Source organism: Nocardia higoensis (assembly GCF_015477835.1).
GTDB classification, from domain to species: Bacteria; Actinomycetota; Actinomycetes; order Mycobacteriales; family Mycobacteriaceae; genus Nocardia; species Nocardia higoensis_A.
This window is the reverse complement of the sequence record NZ_JADLQN010000006.1, coordinates 181,638-202,470: the sequence shown is the minus strand read 5'-3', so window position 1 is coordinate 202,470 and position 20,833 is coordinate 181,638. Positions and strand designations below refer to the sequence as shown.

Annotated in this window: 14 protein-coding genes, 1 tRNA gene and 1 pseudogene; 9 read left to right on the top strand and 7 right to left on the bottom strand. The window is 69.9% G+C overall.

Annotated elements, in window-relative coordinates:
- Window positions 1-258 precede the first annotated feature (258 nt).
- Together IU449_RS24900 and IU449_RS24895 are read left to right on the top strand one after the other, a co-directional pair.
- Complete coding sequence (locus IU449_RS24900) at window positions 259-903, top strand: transglycosylase SLT domain-containing protein (protein WP_195004572.1); 645 nt, start codon at window positions 259-261, stop codon at window positions 901-903.
- A 93-nt stretch (window positions 904-996) separates the two neighbouring features.
- Window positions 997-1,347 (top strand): hypothetical protein, encoded by a 351-nt coding sequence (locus IU449_RS24895; RefSeq protein WP_195004571.1) that lies wholly within the window; start codon window positions 997-999, stop codon window positions 1,345-1,347.
- A gap of 97 nt (window positions 1,348-1,444) precedes the next feature.
- On the opposite strand, the gene IU449_RS24890 is transcribed toward IU449_RS24895, so the two are convergent.
- On the bottom strand, window positions 1,445-1,957 hold the full coding sequence (locus IU449_RS24890) for a MarR family winged helix-turn-helix transcriptional regulator (protein WP_195004570.1): 513 nt from the start codon (window positions 1,955-1,957) through the stop codon (window positions 1,445-1,447).
- 189 nt (window positions 1,958-2,146) lie between these two features.
- On the opposite strand from IU449_RS24890, the gene IU449_RS24885 reads away from it, so the two are divergent.
- Window positions 2,147-2,440: an excalibur calcium-binding domain-containing protein gene (locus tag IU449_RS24885; protein WP_195004569.1), complete on the top strand. Its 294-nt coding sequence runs from the start codon at window positions 2,147-2,149 to the stop codon at window positions 2,438-2,440.
- Window positions 2,441-2,533: 93 nt separating this feature from the next.
- Here IU449_RS24885 and IU449_RS24880 read toward each other — a convergent pair whose 3' ends face one another.
- Window positions 2,534-2,755: a DUF3618 domain-containing protein gene (locus tag IU449_RS24880; RefSeq protein ID WP_195004568.1), complete on the bottom strand. Its 222-nt coding sequence runs from the start codon at window positions 2,753-2,755 to the stop codon at window positions 2,534-2,536.
- Window positions 2,756-2,912: 157 nt separating this feature from the next.
- Here IU449_RS24880 and bcp point away from each other — a divergent pair, with 157 nt between their 5' ends.
- The gene (gene bcp / locus IU449_RS24875) at window positions 2,913-3,383 is read left to right on the top strand and encodes a thioredoxin-dependent thiol peroxidase (protein WP_195004567.1); all 471 of its coding nucleotides are present in this window, start codon (window positions 2,913-2,915) and stop codon (window positions 3,381-3,383) included.
- Between the two features lie 31 nt (window positions 3,384-3,414).
- Here the strand turns inward: bcp and IU449_RS24870 are convergent, their stop codons facing one another.
- The gene (locus IU449_RS24870; RefSeq protein WP_195004566.1) at window positions 3,415-4,203 is read right to left on the bottom strand and encodes a TetR/AcrR family transcriptional regulator; all 789 of its coding nucleotides are present in this window, start codon (window positions 4,201-4,203) and stop codon (window positions 3,415-3,417) included.
- A gap of 106 nt (window positions 4,204-4,309) precedes the next feature.
- On the opposite strand from IU449_RS24870, the gene IU449_RS24865 reads away from it, so the two are divergent.
- Window positions 4,310-5,269 carry an ATP-binding cassette domain-containing protein gene (locus IU449_RS24865; RefSeq protein WP_195004565.1) on the top strand — a complete coding sequence of 320 codons (960 nt, stop codon included), beginning with the start codon at window positions 4,310-4,312 and terminating at the stop codon, window positions 5,267-5,269.
- Window positions 5,270-5,301: 32 nt separating this feature from the next.
- Window positions 5,302-6,111, top strand: a complete 810-nt coding sequence (locus IU449_RS24860) for an ABC transporter permease (protein WP_228805662.1) — start codon at window positions 5,302-5,304, stop codon at window positions 6,109-6,111.
- A gap of 27 nt (window positions 6,112-6,138) precedes the next feature.
- Here IU449_RS24860 and IU449_RS24855 read toward each other — a convergent pair whose 3' ends face one another.
- Window positions 6,139-7,503 carry a hypothetical protein gene (locus tag IU449_RS24855; RefSeq protein WP_195004564.1) on the bottom strand — a complete coding sequence of 455 codons (1,365 nt, stop codon included), beginning with the start codon at window positions 7,501-7,503 and terminating at the stop codon, window positions 6,139-6,141.
- A 354-nt stretch (window positions 7,504-7,857) separates the two neighbouring features.
- Between IU449_RS24855 and IU449_RS24850 the strand changes: the two genes are divergently transcribed.
- Window positions 7,858-8,490: a TetR/AcrR family transcriptional regulator gene (locus IU449_RS24850; RefSeq protein WP_195004638.1), complete on the top strand. Its 633-nt coding sequence runs from the start codon at window positions 7,858-7,860 to the stop codon at window positions 8,488-8,490.
- A gap of 31 nt (window positions 8,491-8,521) precedes the next feature.
- Here IU449_RS24850 and IU449_RS24845 read toward each other — a convergent pair whose 3' ends face one another.
- Complete coding sequence (locus tag IU449_RS24845; protein WP_195004563.1) at window positions 8,522-8,959, bottom strand: holo-ACP synthase; 438 nt, start codon at window positions 8,957-8,959, stop codon at window positions 8,522-8,524.
- Between the two features lie 216 nt (window positions 8,960-9,175).
- Window positions 9,176-18,517 (bottom strand): type I polyketide synthase, encoded by a 9,342-nt coding sequence (locus tag IU449_RS24840; protein ID WP_195004562.1) that lies wholly within the window; start codon window positions 18,515-18,517, stop codon window positions 9,176-9,178.
- 387 nt (window positions 18,518-18,904) lie between these two features.
- Between IU449_RS24840 and IU449_RS24835 the strand changes: the two genes are divergently transcribed.
- Together IU449_RS24835 and IU449_RS29265 are read left to right on the top strand one after the other, a co-directional pair.
- Window positions 18,905-18,986, top strand: a tRNA-Leu gene (locus IU449_RS24835).
- A gap of 493 nt (window positions 18,987-19,479) precedes the next feature.
- Window positions 19,480-19,691, top strand: a pseudogene (locus tag IU449_RS29265) (transposase); the annotation flags it as partial.
- 525 nt (window positions 19,692-20,216) lie between these two features.
- Here the strand turns inward: IU449_RS29265 and IU449_RS29905 are convergent.
- Window positions 20,217-20,729, bottom strand: a complete 513-nt coding sequence (locus IU449_RS29905; protein ID WP_416382236.1) for a nucleotidyltransferase domain-containing protein — start codon at window positions 20,727-20,729, stop codon at window positions 20,217-20,219.
- Window positions 20,730-20,833: the final 104 nt, after the last annotated feature.

Genomic DNA, 20,833 nt, shown 5'->3' with positions numbered 1-20,833 from the left:
ATGCTCCACCGCCCGGCACCTCCCCGAACCCCATCGCTCCACCCGAAGTGGAGTTCCGCGCGACGCCCGCGGCCGCACTCGATGCCGAGTCGCCGCGACAGGCATGACGTCGTGTCCGCCGGACCGAAGTGTCCGTGACAACAGAACCGACAACAGCACACCGATTCCATCGGCGCGAGGGCTCCCTCCGCCGCCGGATCCGCGCTGCTCGAGTGCGATTCGGACCACCACGTCCCAGACCAAGGAACCGATTCAGCGATGTCCGACACCCGTCTGCTCAACTTCCGGCGCACCACCGTTCGCGAAGGCATGACCCTCGCCGTGGCCGCCGCGGCCGTCCTGGCGGTCACCACCTCCTCGGCGATCTCCGTCGCCGACGACCGCCCCGCCGCCCGCCACACGCTGGTCGCCGAGCAGCAGCTGGTCGCCGAACAGCAGCCGGTCGCCGAGGTGGCCGCAGCCGAGGCCGCGCCTGCTCAGCAGGCCGCTCCGGCCGCACCCGCACCGGAAGCCGCCCCGGCCCCCGCACCGGCGCCCGCGCCGCCGGTCGAGCCCGTCGCCGCTCCGGCTCCGCCGGTCTACGAGAACAACCTGGACGGCTGGATCCGTCAAGCGCTGGACATCATGGCCGCCAAGGGCATCCCCGGCAGCTACGACGGCATCTACCGCAACATCATGCGCGAGTCCACCGGCAACCCCCAGGCGATCAACCTGTGGGACTCCAACGCCGCCGCGGGCATCCCGTCCAAGGGCCTGCTCCAGGTGATCGACCCCACCTTCGCCGCCTACCACGTCGAGGGCACGCCGTTCGACATCTGGAATCCGGTCTCCAACATCGTCGCCGCCTGCAACTACGCCGCGCACCGCTACGGCAGCATGGACAACGTCAACAGCGCTTACTGATCTCCGCGCACCGATCGTCTCGCCTTCTGCGTGCGCGACGCCCCGCCCCGGCTCACCCGGCCGACGGCGGGGCGTCGGCCGTAAAATGCCCGGGTGGCCGATCACGCGCACAACGCCGAGCATGCGCACAGCGGCGACTATGCGCACAACACAATCTCGGCGGGCCGCCGCGCGGAGAAAGCCCGGCGCTTGGCCGTCTACCTGTGGGACCGGGACATCAGCGCGACCGAACTGCGTGCGATGCCCGCGGCGATGCTGCGCAAACTGGCCAGGGCCGCGCAGACCAATCCGCCCAGCACCGACGAGACCTGGCAGGCGGTCGCCGCCCTGCTCGACGAGAAGGCCGGATGGGCGCGACGCCACCCCGGACATCCGGCGGCCCGCCGCGCTCATCCGGACGAGAAGCTGCTGTGGGTGAAGCCGCCCATCACCCCGTGGTCCTGACTCGGGTCGGCGAGTTCGCCACCAGAGGACTGCCGGGCGCGCCACGACGACACGGCACGGCTCGGCCGCCGAACTCGTCGCGGCGACGAGCTCGGCTTCACCGCCGGGACCGGGCGTCGTAGCCGTCGATGTCACAGGGCTCGGGCTCGTCACACACGTCGTCGCAGCCCTCGGCCGACGGCACGACTCGGTCGGCGAGTTCCCGCAGGGCGCGCGCCTGCTCCTCGGTCATCGGATCGATGAACACGGTGCGCACCAGCTCGACATGACGGGGCGCGGCCTGCTCGAGAGCAGCACGTCCGGCGGCGGTCAACTCGACGAGGATGCCGCGCGCGTCCTCGGGTGACGGCTTGCGCTCGACCAGCCCGCGCGCGTCCATCCTGGCCAGGTGCTTGGAGAGCCTGCTCTTCTCCCAGCGGACCTCGGCACCGAGATCTTTGGCGCGCATCCGGCCCTCCGGTGCGGCCGAGAGCGGTACCAGCAGGTCGTAGTCGGCCAGGGACAATCCATCGCGCGCCAGACCTGCGGCGATCGCGGCATCCATCCGGTGCCTGATCCGGATATAGGCTTGCCAGGTCCGCTGCTCTTCCTCACTCAGCCATCGCGTCACCGCCCCAGTCTACCGATTGGTTGACATGGACACCACATGTGGATCGGCGCGGTCACCCGCTTCGCGGCCCTGTGTGTCCAGCCTTCGCGCGGTTGACAACTCAGCGGCCCATCGCAACAGTGGGTGCGGCGTCGGGACTCTCGACGCCGCTCACCGCAGCACATAACCGCAGCAGACACAGAGGAATACATGAACGTTCGCCGGCTCCTTGTCAGCACCGCCGCCGCGGGCCTGACGCTCGTCGCGGCCCCCGCCCTGGCCTCCGCCAACACCGGTTCCGCGGGAACCGGCTCCTCCGCCATCGACACCGGTCTGATCATGACCGGTTCGGCCGGTCTGTCCCAGACCGGTTCCGCGGGTGGAGCCTTCGCCAACTGCGACGCCGCCCGCGCCGCGGGCCGCGCTCCGATCTTCCGCGGCGAGCCGGGCTACGGTCCGCACCTCGATCCCGACGGCGACGGTTTCGCCTGCCCGACCGTCTGATTCGGACCACCTTTCCGATTCGGGCAGATCGTGGCCGAAAACGAAGAACACCCGGTGCGGCGAGGCCACACCGGGTGTTTTCGTTCGCGACGGTCAGCGGAAGAGCTTGACCAGCACCAGACCCACGACCAGCGCGCCCGCGCCGATCAGCGAGTACTTCACTTTCGGCTGATTGAGCTTGGCCACGACGACCGCCTTGGTGTCGTCGGCGATCCGCTGCGGATCGGCGCGCACCGCGATCTCGTCGAGCGTGCTCGCCAGTCGCGCGCGAGCCTCCTCGATCTCCCGCTCGATCCGCTCGGTATCCCTACCCACGTCATTCCTCCTCGTCGATTGGCGTGCCACCAGGCGCGAACCGGGCCCGGACTCCACCGAGATGTCCCGGCCGGGAAACCCGGCGGTTCGCGAATCACCAGGGCTCGGGCACGAGTGTATCGGCCCGTCGCGCACCGCTTCGGTTACCGTGCAGGACGTGACGAATCAACGACTCGCCCCCGGTGACCTCGCTCCCGCCTTCACCCTGCCCGACGCCGACGGCAACGAAGTCTCGCTCGCCGATTACCGCGGCCGCAAGGTCGTCGTCTACTTCTACCCGGCCGCGAGCACGCCCGGCTGCACCAAGCAGGCCTGCGACTTCCGGGACAGCCTCGCCGAGCTGAACGAGGCGGGCATCGACGTGGTCGGCATCTCCCCCGACAAACCCGCCAAGCTGGCCAAGTTCCGCGACGCCGAGGCCCTGACCTTCCCGCTGCTGTCGGACCCCGACCGCGCGGTACTGACCGAGTGGGGCGCCTTCGGCGAGAAGAAGATGTACGGCAAGACCGTCACCGGCGTCATCCGCTCCACCTTCCTCGTCGACGAAGAGGGCAGGATCGAGGTGGCCCAGTACAACGTGCGCGCCACCGGTCACGTCGCCAAACTGCGCCGCGATCTGTCGGTCTGAGCTCGCCCGCGGCGCGCCGTCACCGGCGCGCTCAACTCTTCGCCGCGCTGCCGGTGGCCAGGTCTTCGCCCGCGCCGAATCCGTGTGCCGCGAGGTAGTGGTCGTAGCCGTCGAGCAACCGGTCGAGGCCGAACTCGAAATCTGCTCGCGTCCAGTCGATGTCGCCGTCGAAGGCACGGTGGGTCAGCGCGGAGACCAACGCGGGGAACCGCTCGGGGTCGAGCACCGAGAGCAACACGCCCTCGAGGTCGGCGTCATCGCCCTGGTCGGCGACGACGTCCTTGGCCGCCCACGACCGGCCGAGGACATAGAGCGACAGGTTCATCACCAGCTGTAATCGGATCGCTTCCGGCAGCGTCGTCCGCCCCAACGTGGCCAGCCCGGCCTCCAGCCAGGCCATATTGTTGGGCCCCATCGGCGGGCTCGCCATCGGGATGTCCAGCCACCACCGGTGGCGGGCGATCATCTCGAATTCCGCGAGAGCCCAAGCCCGCAGCCCGGCCCGCCAGCCCTCGTGGGCCGCGATCACCGGCGGCTTGCCGACGACGCGGTCGAGGACCAACGTCACCAGCGTCTGCTTGCTGTCGACATAGCGGTACAGCGACATGGCGGTGAAGCCGAGCTCCTTGGCGATCCGGCTCATCGACAGCGCGGGCGCGCCCTCCGCATCGGCCAGCGCGATGGCCGTATCGAGGATCTGCTCCAGGGTCAGCCCGCGTTTGGGGCCGCGCTCCCCTTCCGGCACCACGCCCCACAGCAACGCGATCGGCTTGGGCAGCTCGAGCGGTGAGGTAGCGGCAACGTCCTCCGACCTGGTCATCGGTTTCCTCCTTCGCGTCGACTCTAGCCGGGCTCCGAGGTTGCGCCGGTCAACTGCTTAGCATATAAACTGTATTATCAATAAACAGTTCTTGGGAGAGGTTCACATGACCACCCGGCCCATTTCCGCACTCACCGTGCACCAGTTGCGCAAGTCCTACGGCGAGCACCGCGTGCTCGACGGCATCGATCTGGAAGTCCCTGCGGGCACCATCTTTTCGCTGCTCGGCCCGAACGGCGCGGGCAAGACCACGCTGGTCCGCATCCTCACCACGCTCATCACCCCCGACGCGGGCGAGGTCCGCATCTTCGGCCACGACCTGGTGCGCGAGGCGGCCACCGTGCGCGCCACGATCGGTGTCACCGGACAGTTCGCCGCCGTCGACAAAGTCCTGACCGGCGCGGAGAACCTGCAACTGACCGGCAGGCTCCTGCACCTGCCCGCCGCACAGCTCCGCGCACGCCGCGACGAACTGCTCGAACGCTTCGATCTCGTCGCCGCCGCGGGCACACCCGCCGAGACCTACTCCGGCGGCATGCGCAGGCGCCTGGACCTGGCGATGAGCCTGATGGGACGTCCCCGCCTGCTGTTCCTGGACGAGCCGACCACCGGCCTGGACCCTCGCAGCCGCCGCGAGCTGTGGGCGGTGATCCGGGAACTGGCGGCCGAGGGCGTGACCATCCTGCTCACCACCCAGTACCTCGAGGAGGCCGACCAGCTCGCCGACCGCATCGCGATACTCGACGGCGGAAGGATCGTCGCCGAGGGCACGGCCGCCGAACTCGAGCAACGCGTACCCGGCGGCCACATCACGGTGTTCTTCGCCGACGCGGCCACCCTGGACGCCGCCACCCGCGCGCTCGGCGGCATCGGCCATCACGCCGACCACGCGCAGCTGTCGGCGCGCATTCCCTCCGACGGCAGCGCCGCCGACATCAAGCACACCCTCGACCGCCTGGCCGACCACGACGTCACTATCGAGCGCCTGGCCGTGCACACCCCCGATCTCGACGACGTCTTCTTCGCCCTCACCGGGCACCCCACCACCGCCGGCACCGCGGCCTGACCCGTCCGCCCACGAGCGAGAAGAGATCCACCATGACCGTCACGGCTCCGCCCCGGCGTCCGACCCTGCACCGGCGGGCGCTGCGCACCGCCCAGGACAGCCTCACCATGCTCGACCGCAATCTCCGGCACACCCGGCGCAGCCCGGACACGATGATCATGACCCTGGCGCTGCCGATCGCGATCCTGCTGATGTTCGTCTACGTCTTCGGCGGCGCCATGAATGCGGGCGAGAGCGCCTACATCGACTATGTGGTGCCGGGAATCATCCTGTTGTGCGCGGGATTCGGCGCATCGACCACCGGCGTCAGCATCGCCGTCGACCTCAGCGAAGGGATCGTCGACAGGTTCCGCGCGATGGACATCGCCCGCTCGGCAGTGCTCACCGGCCACGTCGCCGAGAGCGTGCTGCGCAATATGGTCACCACCGGCATCGTGATCGGGGTCGCGGTGGCGATCGGTTTCCGACCGACCGCCGATCCGCTGCGCTGGCTCGGCGCGATCGCGGTGATCGCGATGTTCGTGCTGGCACTGTCCTGGGTAGCCGCGGCGCTCGGGCTGCTGGCCCGGAACCCGGAGGCGGCCAACGGGTTCAGTTTCGTCTTCATGTTCCTGCCGTACGTGAGCAGCGCGTTCGTCCCCACCGAAACCATGCCGAGCGCGCTGCACTCCTTCGCCGAGAACCAGCCGGTGACCCCGGTGATCGAAACGGTGCGCGGCCTGCTCATGGGCACCGAGATCGGCGACAGCGCCCTGCTCGCCATCGCCTGGTGCGGTGCCATCGCCCTGACCGGCTACCTCGCGGCCCGGCTGCTGTTCCAGCGTCGCACCACGGCCGCCTGATCGGACGTTCCGCCGGAGCCGAGTGAGTCAGGCTCCGGCGAAACGCTGTGCCGCCCATTGCGCGATCAGCCGCACGTGGTTGTCCCACCACCGATAGGACTCCGGGGTGAAGGCGGGCGGTGGCGGCGTCTCGCCGGGGAACAACAGCAGGGCGGCCGGATCTCCCAGCGTGGGTTCGGTGGGCAGGCCCGCGCCGGGCAGCTCGCCGGGAGTTTCGACGACATCGGCCCGCTCGTCTTGGACCGGTTGCAGACTCAGGGGCTCCCCGGGTGCGCCCCACCAGCTCTGTGACTGCGGCGAACCCAGTGCGTAGGAGGCGTGCTGGACCGGCTCGGCCACCTCCGCCGCGCGGACGCGCTCCGGGGCGCCCCGTCGGGAGTCGAACACACCCGGGTGCGCCGGGGAGCCGGCGTCCGCCCCGGCGGTCGAGTCGGTGCCGCCGAAGACCTCGCTGTTGGCTGTCACCCGCGCGTCGTCGGAGAGGACGAGACCACCGTCGCCCTGCCTGTCGTAGAGTCCGCCGCCGGCATAGAGGCCCGCGGTGAGCAGACCGCACGCGAGCGCGCCCACCGCCGTCGGCAAGGCGGGGGCGAGCCGATGACGGGCGGGCGCGTCGACTTCCTCGGCGACGCCCGCCAGATCATCGAGCACCCACCTGGCCGCTCCCACGGCCGTCGCCGCGGCCGCGAGCGGACACGACAGCACCGGCACGCCGAGTCCTTCGACGGCGGCGCGCACCTCGAACGAGTCGGCAGCCGACCCGATCAGCAACACCGCGTCCAAGCGCACCCCGGCCGCCGCGCTCTGGGCGCTCGCGGCCCGCACCACCTCACCGAGCGAGGCGACGGTTCCCGCCCGGCCGGTCGCCGCCAGCACCCGGCTGCGCGCGGCGTCGACCACCGCGCATGCCTGATATCCGGGCACCACGTCACAGACCATCAGGTCGCCGAACTCCGTCAGGGAGGGCAGATCGGCGGCGACGCTCAGATGCGCGGACGTCGAGGGAACCAGGGCCGCGCCGTGCCAACGCCCTTCGGCCAGCCGGGTGACCACCGCCCTGCGCTGGGCGGTCTCCCGATAGACCACCGCCGCGCCCGCGATCGCCGAGTCCAGATCCCCGATCGGCTCCTCGACATCCTCGCCCGCGGCCAGCGGGCCGACGGCCCTGAGCTCCGGGCCCAGCTCGTTCGCGTCCATGCGCCGCAGTTCGGCGGCGACCGCGTCGAGGGCGACCTCCACCGCCACGGCGATATCCGCCGGGTCGGTTCCGGTCCTGACCACCCGGCGCACGAGCACCCGTTCGGCCCACCTGCTCCCGAACTGGGACAAAGCCACCGCGCGTACCGCGCCGCGTTCTATCGATGCCCCCAGCGTCACCATGAGTCGAGCCACCACACCCGCCTTCCCCGTCACCGTTTGCGCGGGCCCCGCTCGCCGTCGAACCTGCCCGCTCGATAGATCCACTCGCAAGACATGAGTCGAACCCGCCTGGTCTGATCGGCACGACCTGATCGGTACCTCGGATCAACCCCCGGGGGCGCGACGATGCGCCTACCGATGCACGCGTGCTCAGTTGGGGTTCGACACCACAACCGGTGCGGATGGGTGGGAGAAGTGACCGAAAACCGACCCGCCGATGATGCGGGCATATCGGTCTTCTATCGGTACCGCTAGCCTGGACGCGTGGAAGTGCAAGCGAAGGCCGAGGCGAAGCCCAGGAAGCGACACCTTGACCCCGCTTTGGAGATGCAGGACGACCCGCGGGAATTGATGCCGCGCAAGCGACCCACTCAGGAGCGGAGCAAGCGCAAATTCGACGCGCTGTTGCAGGCGTCGCGCGAATTGCTCGTCGAGGTCGGGTTCGAGTCGTTCACCTGTGAAGAGGTCGCGGCTCGCGCCGAGGTGCCGATCGGCACCCTGTATCAATTCTTCGCCAACAAATACGTGATCGTCTGCGAACTCAACCGTCAGGATCTGGTGGCGGTCTCCCGGGAGCTCGCCGATTTCCATGGCGAGATTCCGTCGCTGGACTGGTTGCGTCACATGAACCAGTTCGTCGACCATCTCGCCAACCTCTGGGTGACCGACCCGTCCCGGCGGGAGGTCTGGCTGGCCATGCAGTCCACTCCGTCCACGCGGACCACCGGCGCCATCCACGAGAAGGAATTCGCCGAGGTCGTCTCGCAGATGCTGCGCCCGCTCACCCCGCGCACGCCGCGGGCAAGGCGCACCATGATGGCCGAGGTGCTCGTGCACGTGGTCTATTCGATGCTGAATTTCTCCGTCCAGGACGAGCAGTCGCACGCCGACGCCGTCGCCGAACTCAAACGGCTGATGGTCGCCTATCTCCTGGTGGCGGAGAAGGAATCGCGGTCCTGAATCACCGGACCGCGATTCGGGACCGCGCGCCTCACACCGGTGATTCACGGCCTTCGATGAGATCGGCCAGCTCGCCCGGATCCTCCAGCACCACCATCGCCGCAGCCGTGTCGCCGTCGTGAGTGAGCGAGAGGTGCACCCGCACGCGCGGCAGGAATTCCGCCGCCAGGCCGTGCAGTTTGATGCTGGGCCGCCCCCAGGCGTCGTTGACCACCTCGATCAGCGGATACGGATTGTCACCGATCTGTGGGCTGCGCGCGAAGCGCGAGGACGCCCACGCCTTGAGCACCGCCTCCTTGGCGGCCCAGCGCGCGGCGAAACTGCGAGCCGGGTCGGTGCCCTTGCTCTGGCAGTAGCGGCGCTCCCCCGCGGTGAAGCTCTCCCGCAGCATGGTGGTACCCACGCGCTCGAGCTGCTCGGAGAACTCCGAGATGGTCACCAGATCCAGGCCGATTCCGAGAATGGTCATGCGTCGTCGCAGCTCCCTCATATGCGTCCGGGAGTGCGGCCGCTCGTCCGTCGACCGCACTCCCGTTCGGCAAGCGCTCAATTGTTCACGGTTCGCGCCGTCCGCCCCCGATGAAGCGGATCGACGGACGACTCGCAGTGCAGCGTACTGGTTTCGGCGCACGACACGGCCGGATCGCGCCCACCGAGGCAGACGCGATCCGGCCGACTGTCGTTGTTACTCCCCGGCCAACTGCCCGAGGACCTCCGCGCCGGTGCCGCAGCCCCGGCCGTCGACCCGGTAGGCGCCGTCGGAGCCCAGACGCGCCTGTGGCGAGAGCAGCATCTCGGCCTCGAGCTGACGCACCCGGCTCGCCGGAGTGCCGTCGGCCCCGAGCCGCCGGTCCGCGGGCCGCTCGTAGAGCGCCGCGCCGCCGCACATGGCCTCGGCGATGCGCTGACGTCCGGCCAGCTGCCGCTGCTGCGCCCGGCGCTGGTACTCCTCGCGCCGACCGGCCTCGACCGCCTGGATGAACGCCTGCGGATGCACGACGGCCAGCAGGCCGGACACGTGACCGAAGCCGAGCGAGGTGACCAGACCGGCCTTGAGCGGGAAGCGCTCGCCGAAGCGCAGCGCCTCGCGCACCCACACCAGGTGCGGGTAGGCGCGCATCTTGTCGTCGACGCAGTCCAGGCTCCGGTTCGGCGGCACCACACCGGATTCCAGCACCTGGCACAGGCCGATCAGCTGGAACGCCGCCGCGCCGCCCTTGGCGTGCCCGGTCAGCGCCTTCTGCGAGACCACGAACAGCGGGGCGCCCTCGGAGCGGCCGACCGCCTCGGCGAGACGCTCGTGCAGTTCCGACTCGTTCGGGTCGTTGGCCGCGGTCGAGGTGTCGTGCTTGGAGACGACCGCGATCTCGTCCGGTGAGACACCCAGCTTGCGCAGTTCCGCGGCGAAGCGGGACTCGCGTCCCCCGCGGCCTGCGCCGAGCGCGCCGAGCCCGGGAGCCGGGATGGAGGTGTGCACGCCGTCGGCGAAGGACTGCGCGAAGGCGACCACGCCCAGTACCGGCAGGCCCATCTCCAGCGCCACCGACCCACGGGCCAGCAGGATCGTGCCGCCGCCCTGCGATTCGACGAACCCGCCGCGACGGCGGTCGTTGGCGCGGGAGAAGTACCGGTCGCTGATGCCCTTGGCGCTCATGCTCGCCGAGTCGGCGGTGGCCGACATGTCGCCGAAGCCGACGATGCCCTCGATGCCGAGATCGTCGTAACCGCCCGCGACCACCACATCGGCCTTGCCGAGGCGGATCTTGTCGACGCCTTCCTCGACCGAGACCGCCGCGGTCGCACAGGCCGCGACCGGGTGCACCATCGCGCCGTAGCTGCCCACGTAGGACTGCACCACGTGCGCCAGCGCCACGTTCGGCAGCGCCTCCTGCAGGATGTCGTTCGGGCGCGACTCGCCGAGCAGGTTGTCGATGTAGAGCGAGCGCATCGAGGACATGCCGCCCATGCCGGTGCCTTGGGTGTTGGCCACCAGGCTCGGGTGCACCCAGCGCATCAGCTCCGACGGATCGAACCCGGAGCCGACGAACGCGTCCACGGTGCAGGCGATGTTCCACAGCGCGACCCGGTCCACCGAGCCCGCCATGTCCGCCGAGATGCCCCACACAGTCGGATCCCAGCCGGTCGGGATCTGCCCACCGACCGTGCGGGACAGCTTCGCCTTGCGCGGCACCCGGATCTCGGTGCCCGCCTGGCGAGTCACCTGCCAGTCGCCGGAGCCCTCGACCGGCGAGATGACGGTGTGCTCGGGATCGGCGGCCGCGAAGGCACGGGCCTCGGCCTCGCCACCCACTGTGAAGGTGAGGTCGCGGTCGAGGAACACCGAGGTCATCAGCGGCGCGGTGTTGTCCACCATGGCCGCGTCGTCCTCGTAGCGCCGCACGCCGCAGCGGGCGACCACCGTGTCGTGGTAGCGCTCGGCCAGCTCGTGCTCGGGCACGTACTCGCCGGATTCGGTGTCGTACCAGCCCGGCTTGGGATCGTTCTCCCAGGCCACCAGCCCGGTGGTCCAGGCCAGCTCCAGCACGCCCGCGGCGGAGAGCTCGTCGGAGACCTCCATCTCGAAGCGAGTGCGCGAGGAGCCGTAGGGGCCGAGTTCGGCGGCGCCGACGATGACGACCATGTCGTCGAGGTCGGCGGTCACCTCACCCCATTCTGGCACCGGCAGCGCGGAGGTGACCGTCGGCGGCGTGGGCAGCGCCGGGATGGTCGCCTCGGCGCCGGTCTCCTCGGCGGCTGCTTCGGCTTCTTCCTGTGCCTGCTTGGCCAGCGCGGGCAGGTCCAGCTTGGCCCTGGCCAGTCCACCGGTCAGGTCGATCTGCTGCGGGCCGGACACGGTGACCTGGCGGGCCCGCGAGGTGCACCACTTGAGCAGTTCGTCGGCCATCTCGGTGGTCGACCAGGTCTGCACACCCGCCTTCTCGACCGCCGCGACCATCGGGTCGTTGTGACCCATGAGGCCGGTGCCGCGCACCCAGCCGATCAGCGCGTGCACCAGGGTGACCCGCTGCGACCAGGACTTCTCGGCCCGCCACTTGGCGACCACCGCGTCCAGCGCCGCCTTGGACTCGCCGTAGGCGCCGTCGCCGCCGAACAGGCCGCGGTTGGGCGAACCCGGAAGCACCACATGCAGTTTCGCGTCGACATCGTGGTCGGCGCCGATCACCGACAGCCCGCCGATCAGACGCTCGACCGACCACAGCAGCACGCGCATCTCCATCTCGGCGCGCGCACCGGCGTCGGCGAGATCACCGGCGACCCGCGGCGCCGCGAAGGGCAGCAGCATGGTCGGGGTCATGGCGTCCTTGATCTTGATCTTGGCGCCGCCCGCGGTGTCGATCTGCTCGCTGCCGACCCACTCGATCAGCGCGTCGACGTCGGAGTAGGAGGCCATGTTCGCGGGCACCACCCACAGCGCGGCCCCGGCCCTGGCGTTCTCGCGGTAGAGCTTCTTGTAGAAGCCGATCCGCTCGTCGTCGAGGCCGGAGGTGGTCGCGATGACGGTCGCGCCGCCGGCGAGCAGGCGTCCGGTCACCGCCGCGGCGATGGACCCCTTGCTGGCGCCGGTGATCACCGCGATGTCGCCGGACCACTGTCCCGGCGCCTCGTCGGTCAGCAACGCGACCTCGGCAATGCGCTCGTAGAGCCCGGCGAGCACCGAACGCGCTTCGCCCTTGGCCCGCTCGCGCCACCAGTTCGCCTGCGCGGCGACAGCTTCGCCCGCGCCGGTGAATCCGTCGACCGGCTGGTCGGCGGCCTGGGAGTCGTCGATCAGCCACAGCCGGGCCAGATCCTCGCGGGCGCTGGCCCAGCGATCGTCGATCAGCACGGCCTTGCGGGCGTCGAAGGCTGGCGCGACCAGACGCGGCCAGTCCGAACCGAGTTCGGCCGAGACCAGATCGACCAGCGACTCGTCGGAAGCTTCCGGAGCCGAGGCGCGATCGCCCAGGCCGAGGTGTTCGAGGATCACCCGGGCCGCCGAGGCGAGCACGCCGTCGGGACCGGTGATCTGCTCGGTGAACTCGCCGAGCGCGGCCGCGTCCACGGTCGCGCCGCCGCCACCACCGCTGGAGGGCAGCGACACGCTGATCCCGCGCCGCGCCGCGACAGCCTGCACCGCGGCGTCGATGGCGGCGTCGACCGACGCGCCGTCGGTGAGTCCGCCGGACACCAGGCCGCCCAGGTCGCCGCCGCGCACGCTGACACCTTCGCGGGTGCCGAGCGAGACCTCCGCGGTGACGTGGCTGGCCCAGCCGTCACCGAGTTCCCAGACCTTCTTGACGCGCTCGGCCACAGCGGCGGGCCGCTTGCCGGACGGGCCGAAGACCTTGCGCAGGTGGTCGTTGATCGAGTCCGAGAGCACCGAGCCGAACGGCTTGTAGGTGCGGGCCAGCCGGTCCACGGTCGCGGCGAGCGCGCCCATGTCGGCGTCGGCCGCGCCGTCGATGGCACCCAGCGACAGCTCCGCGCCGAGGTCGACGAGCAGCTGGTTGCGGCGCGAGGAGACGCCGTCGCACAGGCCCTCGATGGTGTCCACCGGGCCGATCTGGTCCAGGCGCAGCTTGGTCCACAACGCGATGAGCACGCGGGTGGCATCGGCAGCGCTGAACGCGATGTCGTCGGGGCGCGGTCCGCCCGAGCTCGCGACGGGAGCGGGCGCGGCGGCAGCGACCGGCGTGGCGGCCTCGGTCGCCGGGGCGGCCGAGGTCTCCTCCGGCTCGTCGACCGGCGCGGGATCGGTGTCGGTCGAGTAGACGATGCCCGCTTCGCGCTCGATATTGAGCACCTCGACGGTGGCCGAGGCGAAGCTCGGCAACTTCAGCGTCTGGCTCGCCAGATTCGCCACGGTCGGGGTCGCGCCCAGGCCGATCTCCACGAACCGCTCCACGCCGAGACCACCGTGCGCGGCATCGGTGAACAGCAGGTCCTGGGTCTCGATCCAGCGCACCGGGCTGGCGAACTGCCAGGCCAGCAGCTCGATCAGCACCACCCGGCACAGCTCCACCGGACGCGCGGCCCACGAGTCGAAGTCGGCCAGCACCGCGGCCAGTGGCTCCGAGGGCACCAGATCGGCGATCTCGGCGACGAATTCGCGCTCCAGCGAGAACGGCTTGGGCACCAGGTTCGGGATGTAGCGCCCGAGGAGGACCTCCGGGTGCAGATCCTGCGGCAGCAACTGCTCGAGCTTGCTGCGGAACTCCGGCACGCCCTTGCGCAGCACCGTCGAGTGGAACGGCACATCGATGCCGGGCACCAGCACGAAGGCCCGCTTGCCGCCGAACTCCGCACGGCGGCGGTCGATCTCGGCCTCCAGCGCCTCCAGGCCCGCGACCGTGCCCGCGATCGCGTACTGCGAGCCACGCAGGTTCAGGTTCACGACCTCGAGGAACTCACCGGTCTGACCGGCGATGCCGGAGACGAAGCCGACGACCTCGTCGTCGGGCAGCCCGATCTGCGAGGGCCGGATGGCGGCCATGCGGTAGTCGCTGCGGCCCTGGGCGTCACGCGGCACCAGCGCGTGCATCGCCGAGCCGCGCTGGAACACCACCTCGAGCACGGCTTCCAGCGGCAGCACGCCCGCGACGGCCGCCAGCGCGTTGTACTCGCCGACCGAGTGACCGGCCAGCATCGCGCCCTCGACGTACGCACCCGATTCCCGCAGCTCCGCGACCTGCGCGACACCGAGGGTCGCCATCGCGACCTGGGTGAACTGGGTCAGGTGCAGCACGCCGTCCGGGTGCCGGTGCTCGACGCCGCGCGCCCGCAGGTAGGTCGGGTTGTCGCGCACCACGGCCAGGATCGAGAAACCGAGCGCCTCGCGAGTGTGCTTGTCGGCGCGGTCCCAGATCGCCTTGGCGGCCTTGGAGCGGGTCCGAGCGTCCAGGCCCATGCCCTTGCGCTGGATACCCTGACCGGGGAAGGCGTAGACGGTCCTGGGCGCCCGGATGCGACCGGTGGCCGTCATGACCAGCTCGCCGCCGGTGCGGCAGGACACCTCGACGATCTCGCTGCCGTTGTCCACCGCGACGCGCTCGACGCGCACGTCGATCTCCGCGCCCGGCCGGACCATGCCGAGGAACCGGGTGGTCCACGCGGTCACCGTGCGGGCAGGCACCGACGCGGTCGGGTCCACGGCCGAGACCGCGTGCTGCGCCGCGGCCGACAGCCACATGCCGTGCACGATCGGGCTGCCCAGCCCGGCCAGCTTGGCGGCGTTGTCACTGGTGTGGATCGGGTTGTGGTCACCGGACACCGCGGCGAAGGCGTGCATGGCGCGCGGCGCGACCATGGTGACGTCACGACGGCGACGACGCGGGGTGTCGGCGGCCTCGGGGGCCGTACCGGCGGCGCGCGGCGGATCGGACAGCTCGCCCGCGCCGTTGCGGCCGCGGATGGCGAAGCGCTCGGTCAGCTCGGCCAGCGGCACCACGTCCAAGCCCTGATCGCGCATCTCGCCGACGGCCACGCGGACCTCGACGACCCGGCCCATGTCGGTGTCGAGCACCGAGGAGGATTCGGCGCGGACCACGAGAATGCTGGTCTGGTCGGGCAGTTCGCGCAGCAGCTCGATCCGGTGGTCGAGGTGCACGAGGTCGAGCATGCCCTCGATGACCGAGCGGGCATCGCCGGTGCGGGTCGCGCCCAGCACCGCGAAGACGGCGGGCCAGCAGGCGCCGACCAGCACGTCCGGCACGGTGCGGCCGAGGGTGCTGAGCGTGGCGGGCAGACCCGAACCGGTGACGCCCGCGTGATCGGCGATCAGATCCGGCGTCCAGGCCAGGTTGACGTGCGCGGTGCCGCCCTTGACCTCGGGCAGCGACTGCCCGGCGGCCACGGCCAGCAGCGCGCCCATGGCGGCGTCGGCGTCGGCCTCGGTGACGACCGGCGCGCCGCCGTTGTAGATCGAGACCGGCGCCGTGATGCGGATGCGCACCACGTCGCGGCCCAGCAGCGGCACGGTCAGCTCGACGTAGGAGTTCTCCGGGTCCGGGCCGGTGGTCTCGGCCAGGGTGGCGCCGGTGCGCGGGTGCACCGCGCCCTTGCCGTCCACGGTCCACTCGGCCAGGTCACCCAGCCGATGGATCGGGTTGACGGTGGTCCGCCCGGCCCACTGCACGTCGGGCGCGGCGATCACGGCGTCGATCACGCCGCTGGTCACCCCGGCGACCCGGCGCGCGTCGACCGCGGCGGGCACCGCGCCGTCACGGACCAGGCTGTAGGCGGTGTCCTGCTCGAAGCGGTCGAGCAGCTCGCCGACCGGCTCGTCGACGCGGGTGATGCCCGCGACCGCGACGGTGCCGGGGATGATGCACACCTGATCGGCCGAGTAGCGCGGATCGTGTGCCTGCCACAGCGAATCCGAGCGCCACCAGCGCCGCACGTCGCCGTCCACGACCGGCACGAAGTTGACCGGCTTGCCCGGCGTCTTGCACAGCGAGATGAAGAACGGCACATCGGCCGGGTGCAGCAGGGTCTGCTCGGCGGCCGGGTAGCGCTCGGCCAACGTGCACAGCGCCTGCACCGGGTTCTCGAACGCCTCGTCGTCGGCGAACAGCGTCGGGATCTCGCCCCGATCCGCCTCGTGCAGACGGGATTCCGTGCGCCGCACCATTTCCGCGAACCGGTCGCGCCAGGTGATGTCCAGCCACACCGACGCGGTGGCCTCGGCGATGGCTTCGCCGATGTCGCTGCCGCAGTCGAAGTCCTTGCGCCGGTCCAGCCCGACGGCCAGCTCCACGTAGCGCTGCAGCCACTCCTGGTAGGTCATGGTCGCCACGTCGCCGAAATACGGCTTGGCGGTGGCGTTCAGCGCCTCGATGATCTCCGCGCGCCGCTCGGCGACCGCGTCCGCGTCACCGGCGACCTCGTCGAGCAGACGGCCGGTCCGCGAGGCGGCGTTGTCGATCTCGTGGATGTCGGCGCCCAACTGGCTGCGGCCCGAGGCCATGCCGCCGGACGCGGTGCCCGCGCCGACCCAGTCCGGGGTGCCGGGGGTGTCGACCAGCAGCTGCTTGACCTCGGGTGCGGTGGTGGCTTCGAGGGTCGCCATGGCGGCGGTGCCGACCAGCACGCCGTCCAGCGGCATCACCGGGTAGCCGTGCCGCGCCGACCACTGGCCGGTCAGGTATTCCCGCGCCCGCTCCGGTGTGCCGATGCCGCCGCCGACGCAGACCACCACGTTGTCGCGGCCGCGCAGTTCGGCGTAGGTCTCGAGCAGCAGGTCGTCGAGGTCTTCCCAGGAGTGGTGACCGCCGGCCTTGCCGCCTTCGATGTGCATGATCACCGGGTAGTCCGGCACCTCGTCGGCGATCCGCAGCACCGCGCGGATCTGCGCGACCGTGCCCGGCTTGAACGCCACGTGGTGGATACCGGCCTCGGTCAGCTCGTGGATGAGCGCGACGGCCTCTTCCAGCTCCGGAATACCGGCGGTGACGATCACACCGTCGAACGGCGCGCCCGCCGCACGGGCCTTCTGCACCAGCCGCTTTCCACCCAGCTGCAGCTTCCACAGGTAGGGATCGAGGAACAGCGAGTTGAACTGCACCGAGCGACCCGGGTGCAGCAGCGTCTTCAGCTCGGCCACCCGGTCGGCGAAGATCTGCTCGGTCACCTGACCGCCACCGGCCAGCTCGGCCCAGTGACCCGCGTTCGCGGCGGCGGCGACGATCTTCGCGTCCACGGTGGTCGGGGTCATGCCCGCCAGCAGGATCGGCGAACGACCGGTCAGCTTGGTGAACGCGGTCTCGACGACGATGCGCCCGTTGGGCAGCCGCACCGGCTTCGGCGCGTAGGCACTCCACGGCTCGGCCAGTTCCGGCGCCGCACCGGGGGTCAGCAGGCCGCGCTGCCCCGCCCGGGTGGCCGCCGCGAGGATGCCCACGCCGCTGCCCTTGAGCGAGCCCGCGGTCAGACGGGTCAGCAGGTCACCGGGACCGAGGTCCAGAATCCACTGCGCGCCCGCCTCGACCGCGCCCTCCACCACGGCGACCCAGTCGATCGGATCGACCAGGATCTCCTGCGCCAACCGGCCTGCCAGCTCCGCGTCCAGCCCACACTGTGTGGCCCAGCCGCTCACCAGATCCACCGTGTCACTCAGCGCCGGATGATGGAACGCCACGTCGACCAGCAGGTCCTCGAAGACCGGTGAGAACACCGCACCGCCGCGCGCCTTCTTCTCCCGTTCCTTGGTCTGCTGGTCGGTGATCTGCGCGCACCGCTGCCGCACCCGCTCGATCTGCGCCGGGGTGCCGGACAGCACCGCCCGCCGACGGCCGTTACGAATCGAAACCACTGCCGCCACAGCGGGATCCACACCCTCGGCGACCTCGGCCACCACCGCGCGCAGCTGCTCCGGATCGACATTGGAGACCGCCACCATCGGCGAGTTCTCCCCCACCGGCATCAGCCCGCGCCGCCGCGCGACCAGTCCCGCCGCCGCGCCGATCAACTGCCCGATCGCCAGCAGCTCCGCATCCCGCGCGCCCGCGCCTTGGAGCGCCGAAGCCGCCAGCAGACCCTGTGAGTGCCCGATCACGGCCACCGGCGCGTGCTCGGCCGGATCCAACCCCTGCAAGCGCAGCGCCCGCAGCGCCGCCAGCTGAGTCAGCAACACACCCGGCATCGACACGACAGCCGAGCGGAGCACGTCCTCGGAAGGCGCGGCCGAGGGCTCCTCGGCATCCGGATCGGCCAGCTCGTCCTCGAGCATCCACGCCACCGGGTCGAACCCGCCCGGCCGCACGACAAGTAGTTGGCGCGCAATGGGTTCCAGCAGCCCGGCTGCCTCGTTGACCAACGCGGTCAGCTCCGGCTCCAGCGCGCTGTCGCGCGCGATCTCCTCGAGTTCGCTGAGCCACCGCGCACCCTGCCCACCGAAGGCCAGCGCGTAAGGAGTTCCGTTCAGCAAACGATCCAGCAACGGCGACCGCGTCCCCGCCGCACTCTGTCCGGCCCTGGTCACCTTCGCGCTCGCTCCGGCTCCGGTCTCGGTGCTCTCGTTGATCGTCAAGACGCTTCGTCTTCCTTCTCTTCGGCGACGTGCCTTGGCTCGTCGCTCAACTCGGGTGCGCGGGCATTCCTCGACCGCTCGGCCTGATTACGGCGAGGATTCCACAGAATCATGAGGAAATCCTCACGTTTCGTTACAGCCCGCACCGCTACCCCCGAGTATTTCCGTACTGCCGTACCAGAATCTCCCGAAACATGACCATCCCTCACGTTTCAAACGCCCAGTTCCGACCCGTTACCGCCCCACACAGAAACATGAGTGCCCCTCATCTTGTCCGTGACTCAATCGTTATAATCCCAGGTCGGGTTACCGGTCAGTACGACACTCGCCACAGTCACTTCTGGAACCGCGCTTCGGCCGGTAAAGTTTGGACGGTCGTACCACCAAGCGCGAGTGGCGAAATTGGCAGACGCGCCAGATTTAGGTTCTGGTGTCTTAGGACGTAGGGGTTCAAGTCCCCTCTCGCGCACAAAAACGCAACAGATCTGTTGGATCCGCGTCCTGCGTGTTCGAGTGCCCTCGAACACACGGAGCCGACCAGTGAATGCACCTTCTGACCTGCGCCGATTTTCGGCGTGCGCGCCGGATTCCGGGGCCGAGTCCCCTAACGGAGCATCCCTGGCCGGGGGTGCGCACCGATGATCGTGCCGGTCATACCACCGCAGTCGTCATTGCAGGAGCTGATCCACGGCCCGGCGGCGGCCCCTCCTCTGGTCCGTACAGCGAATCGCGAGATCGTGTACGGGATCTGCACACTGGGCGAGTCCGGGCGCGTCCTGGACCGTCACATCTACCAAGTCTTGGCATGGGAGCCCGGCACTCGCCTCTTACTGACCTACCTGTACTTCGGTGTACTGCTCTGCCAGCAGTGTCCGCCTCGCAGGACAGGAGCTGTCATGACAACGACCGGCGTGAACGCCGAGACCCTCACCGCAGCACGACTGCTGCCGAGCAAATGGGTGAACAAAGAGATCCGCCGCCGCACCGACGCCGTCGGCACCTTCCCTGACCGGATCGCGATCATCCGCCTCGTCGGTGCTGCCCTGGCCGAACAACACGACGAATGGATCGAGGAACGACGCTACCTTGGCCTCGATGTCCTGGCCCGCTCCCGCCACCACGACGGCCCGCCGATGAACAGGAGGACACCGAACCCGCGGATCCGACCGCCTGACCACACAGGGTCACGTGGCGATCACCCTGTTACACCACGCACTTGGACTTGACCGCAGTCGCTGCCTCTGCGAACACCAGGGGTGGATCCTCTCAGGCTGATCAGTGCAATGTGTTCTGCCCGTGCGCGATCCAACGTGAGGTGGAACGACTGATCGCGAGCAGCAGTGAGATCAGTGTGTACACGGGCAGGAGGTCACCGATTGGACTGCATCCACGGCGCCTCGAACCGCCCCGACGAGCATCACCGTGCTCCACAGCAGCGTCAGCCCCGCGGCCCACCTGGCGACCCCACCTCGGGGCGCCGCCTCAACCGTCGACATTCCCGCCGGGTGTGCCGCCTGGCTCCGCTCTGCCCCTTGCTCATTCATGAACCCTCCCCGCTGTGCACGCCCGCGACATCATAAGCGAACAGGCAGCGGGGCATGCCGTCTCCCGGAGTCGTTTGCGTTTTACGCCGGTCGATCGGGCCGGTCCAGCGGCACCGCTCCAGTTGGGCTTCGGCACCCCTCCGAGTCGCCGATGTTCACGGCGGACAAGGGTCGGGCCGGACCGTGCCGGCCGGCACAGCGATGGTCAATCCCTGTGGCGCGAGAGTATTTCCAGCCAGTGATGGCCGGGATGCACTCGCGACAGCCACCCGGACAGCCGGGATCGCTGTGCGCGGTCCATCGCTGGAAGCGTGTGGAGTAAGTCCGCCTCGTCTTTGGCGCGCAAGGCTTTCGCCTTGAACAGGAGTACGACCTCGGGGACCGCGTAGGGGATGCCCTCGGCGGTGCGGAGAACAAGTATAGGGCCACACGCACCCGTCGCCGACGACGTCCCATTCGTAGCCGGGAAACGCGTCTACGATCCCGGCGAATTGTTCACGCGGAACACCGATTTCGAGATCGGAGTGCTCACGTCCGAGGCCGCCGGTGAACAGATCCAGTGCCCACCCGCCCGCGACATACCAGCAGGGCGTGCTGGCCGAGATCCGTGCGGCGACTTCGGAGGGTGTCCAGGCTCGCCAGAGGCGGTCGCATTCCTCGGCGGACATCGGGCGTCCTGCCATCTCAGACGGACTCCTTCACGTTCGACGACACGATCCTGACCTTATCTTCAGCGGGCAGAAGTTCATCTGGTCGTCCGCGCGTCCGCGAA

Bases quoted from the DNA above. Each gene is read 5' to 3' on its own strand.
- IU449_RS24900 (WP_195004572.1), top strand. From the start codon at position 259: ATGTCCGACACCCGTCTGCTCAACTTCCGGCGCACCACCGTTCGCGAA.
- IU449_RS24885 (WP_195004569.1), top strand. From the start codon at position 2,147: ATGAACGTTCGCCGGCTCCTTGTCAGCACCGCCGCCGCGGGCCTGACG.
- IU449_RS24870 (WP_195004566.1), bottom strand. From the start codon at position 4,203: ATGACCAGGTCGGAGGACGTTGCCGCTACCTCACCGCTCGAGCTGCCC.
- IU449_RS24865 (WP_195004565.1), top strand. From the start codon at position 4,310: ATGACCACCCGGCCCATTTCCGCACTCACCGTGCACCAGTTGCGCAAG.
- IU449_RS24860 (WP_228805662.1), top strand. From the start codon at position 5,302: ATGACCGTCACGGCTCCGCCCCGGCGTCCGACCCTGCACCGGCGGGCG.
- IU449_RS24850 (WP_195004638.1), top strand. From the start codon at position 7,858: ATGCAGGACGACCCGCGGGAATTGATGCCGCGCAAGCGACCCACTCAG.
- IU449_RS24845 (WP_195004563.1), bottom strand. From the start codon at position 8,959: ATGACCATTCTCGGAATCGGCCTGGATCTGGTGACCATCTCGGAGTTC.
- IU449_RS29905 (WP_416382236.1), bottom strand. From the start codon at position 20,729: ATGTCCGCCGAGGAATGCGACCGCCTCTGGCGAGCCTGGACACCCTCC.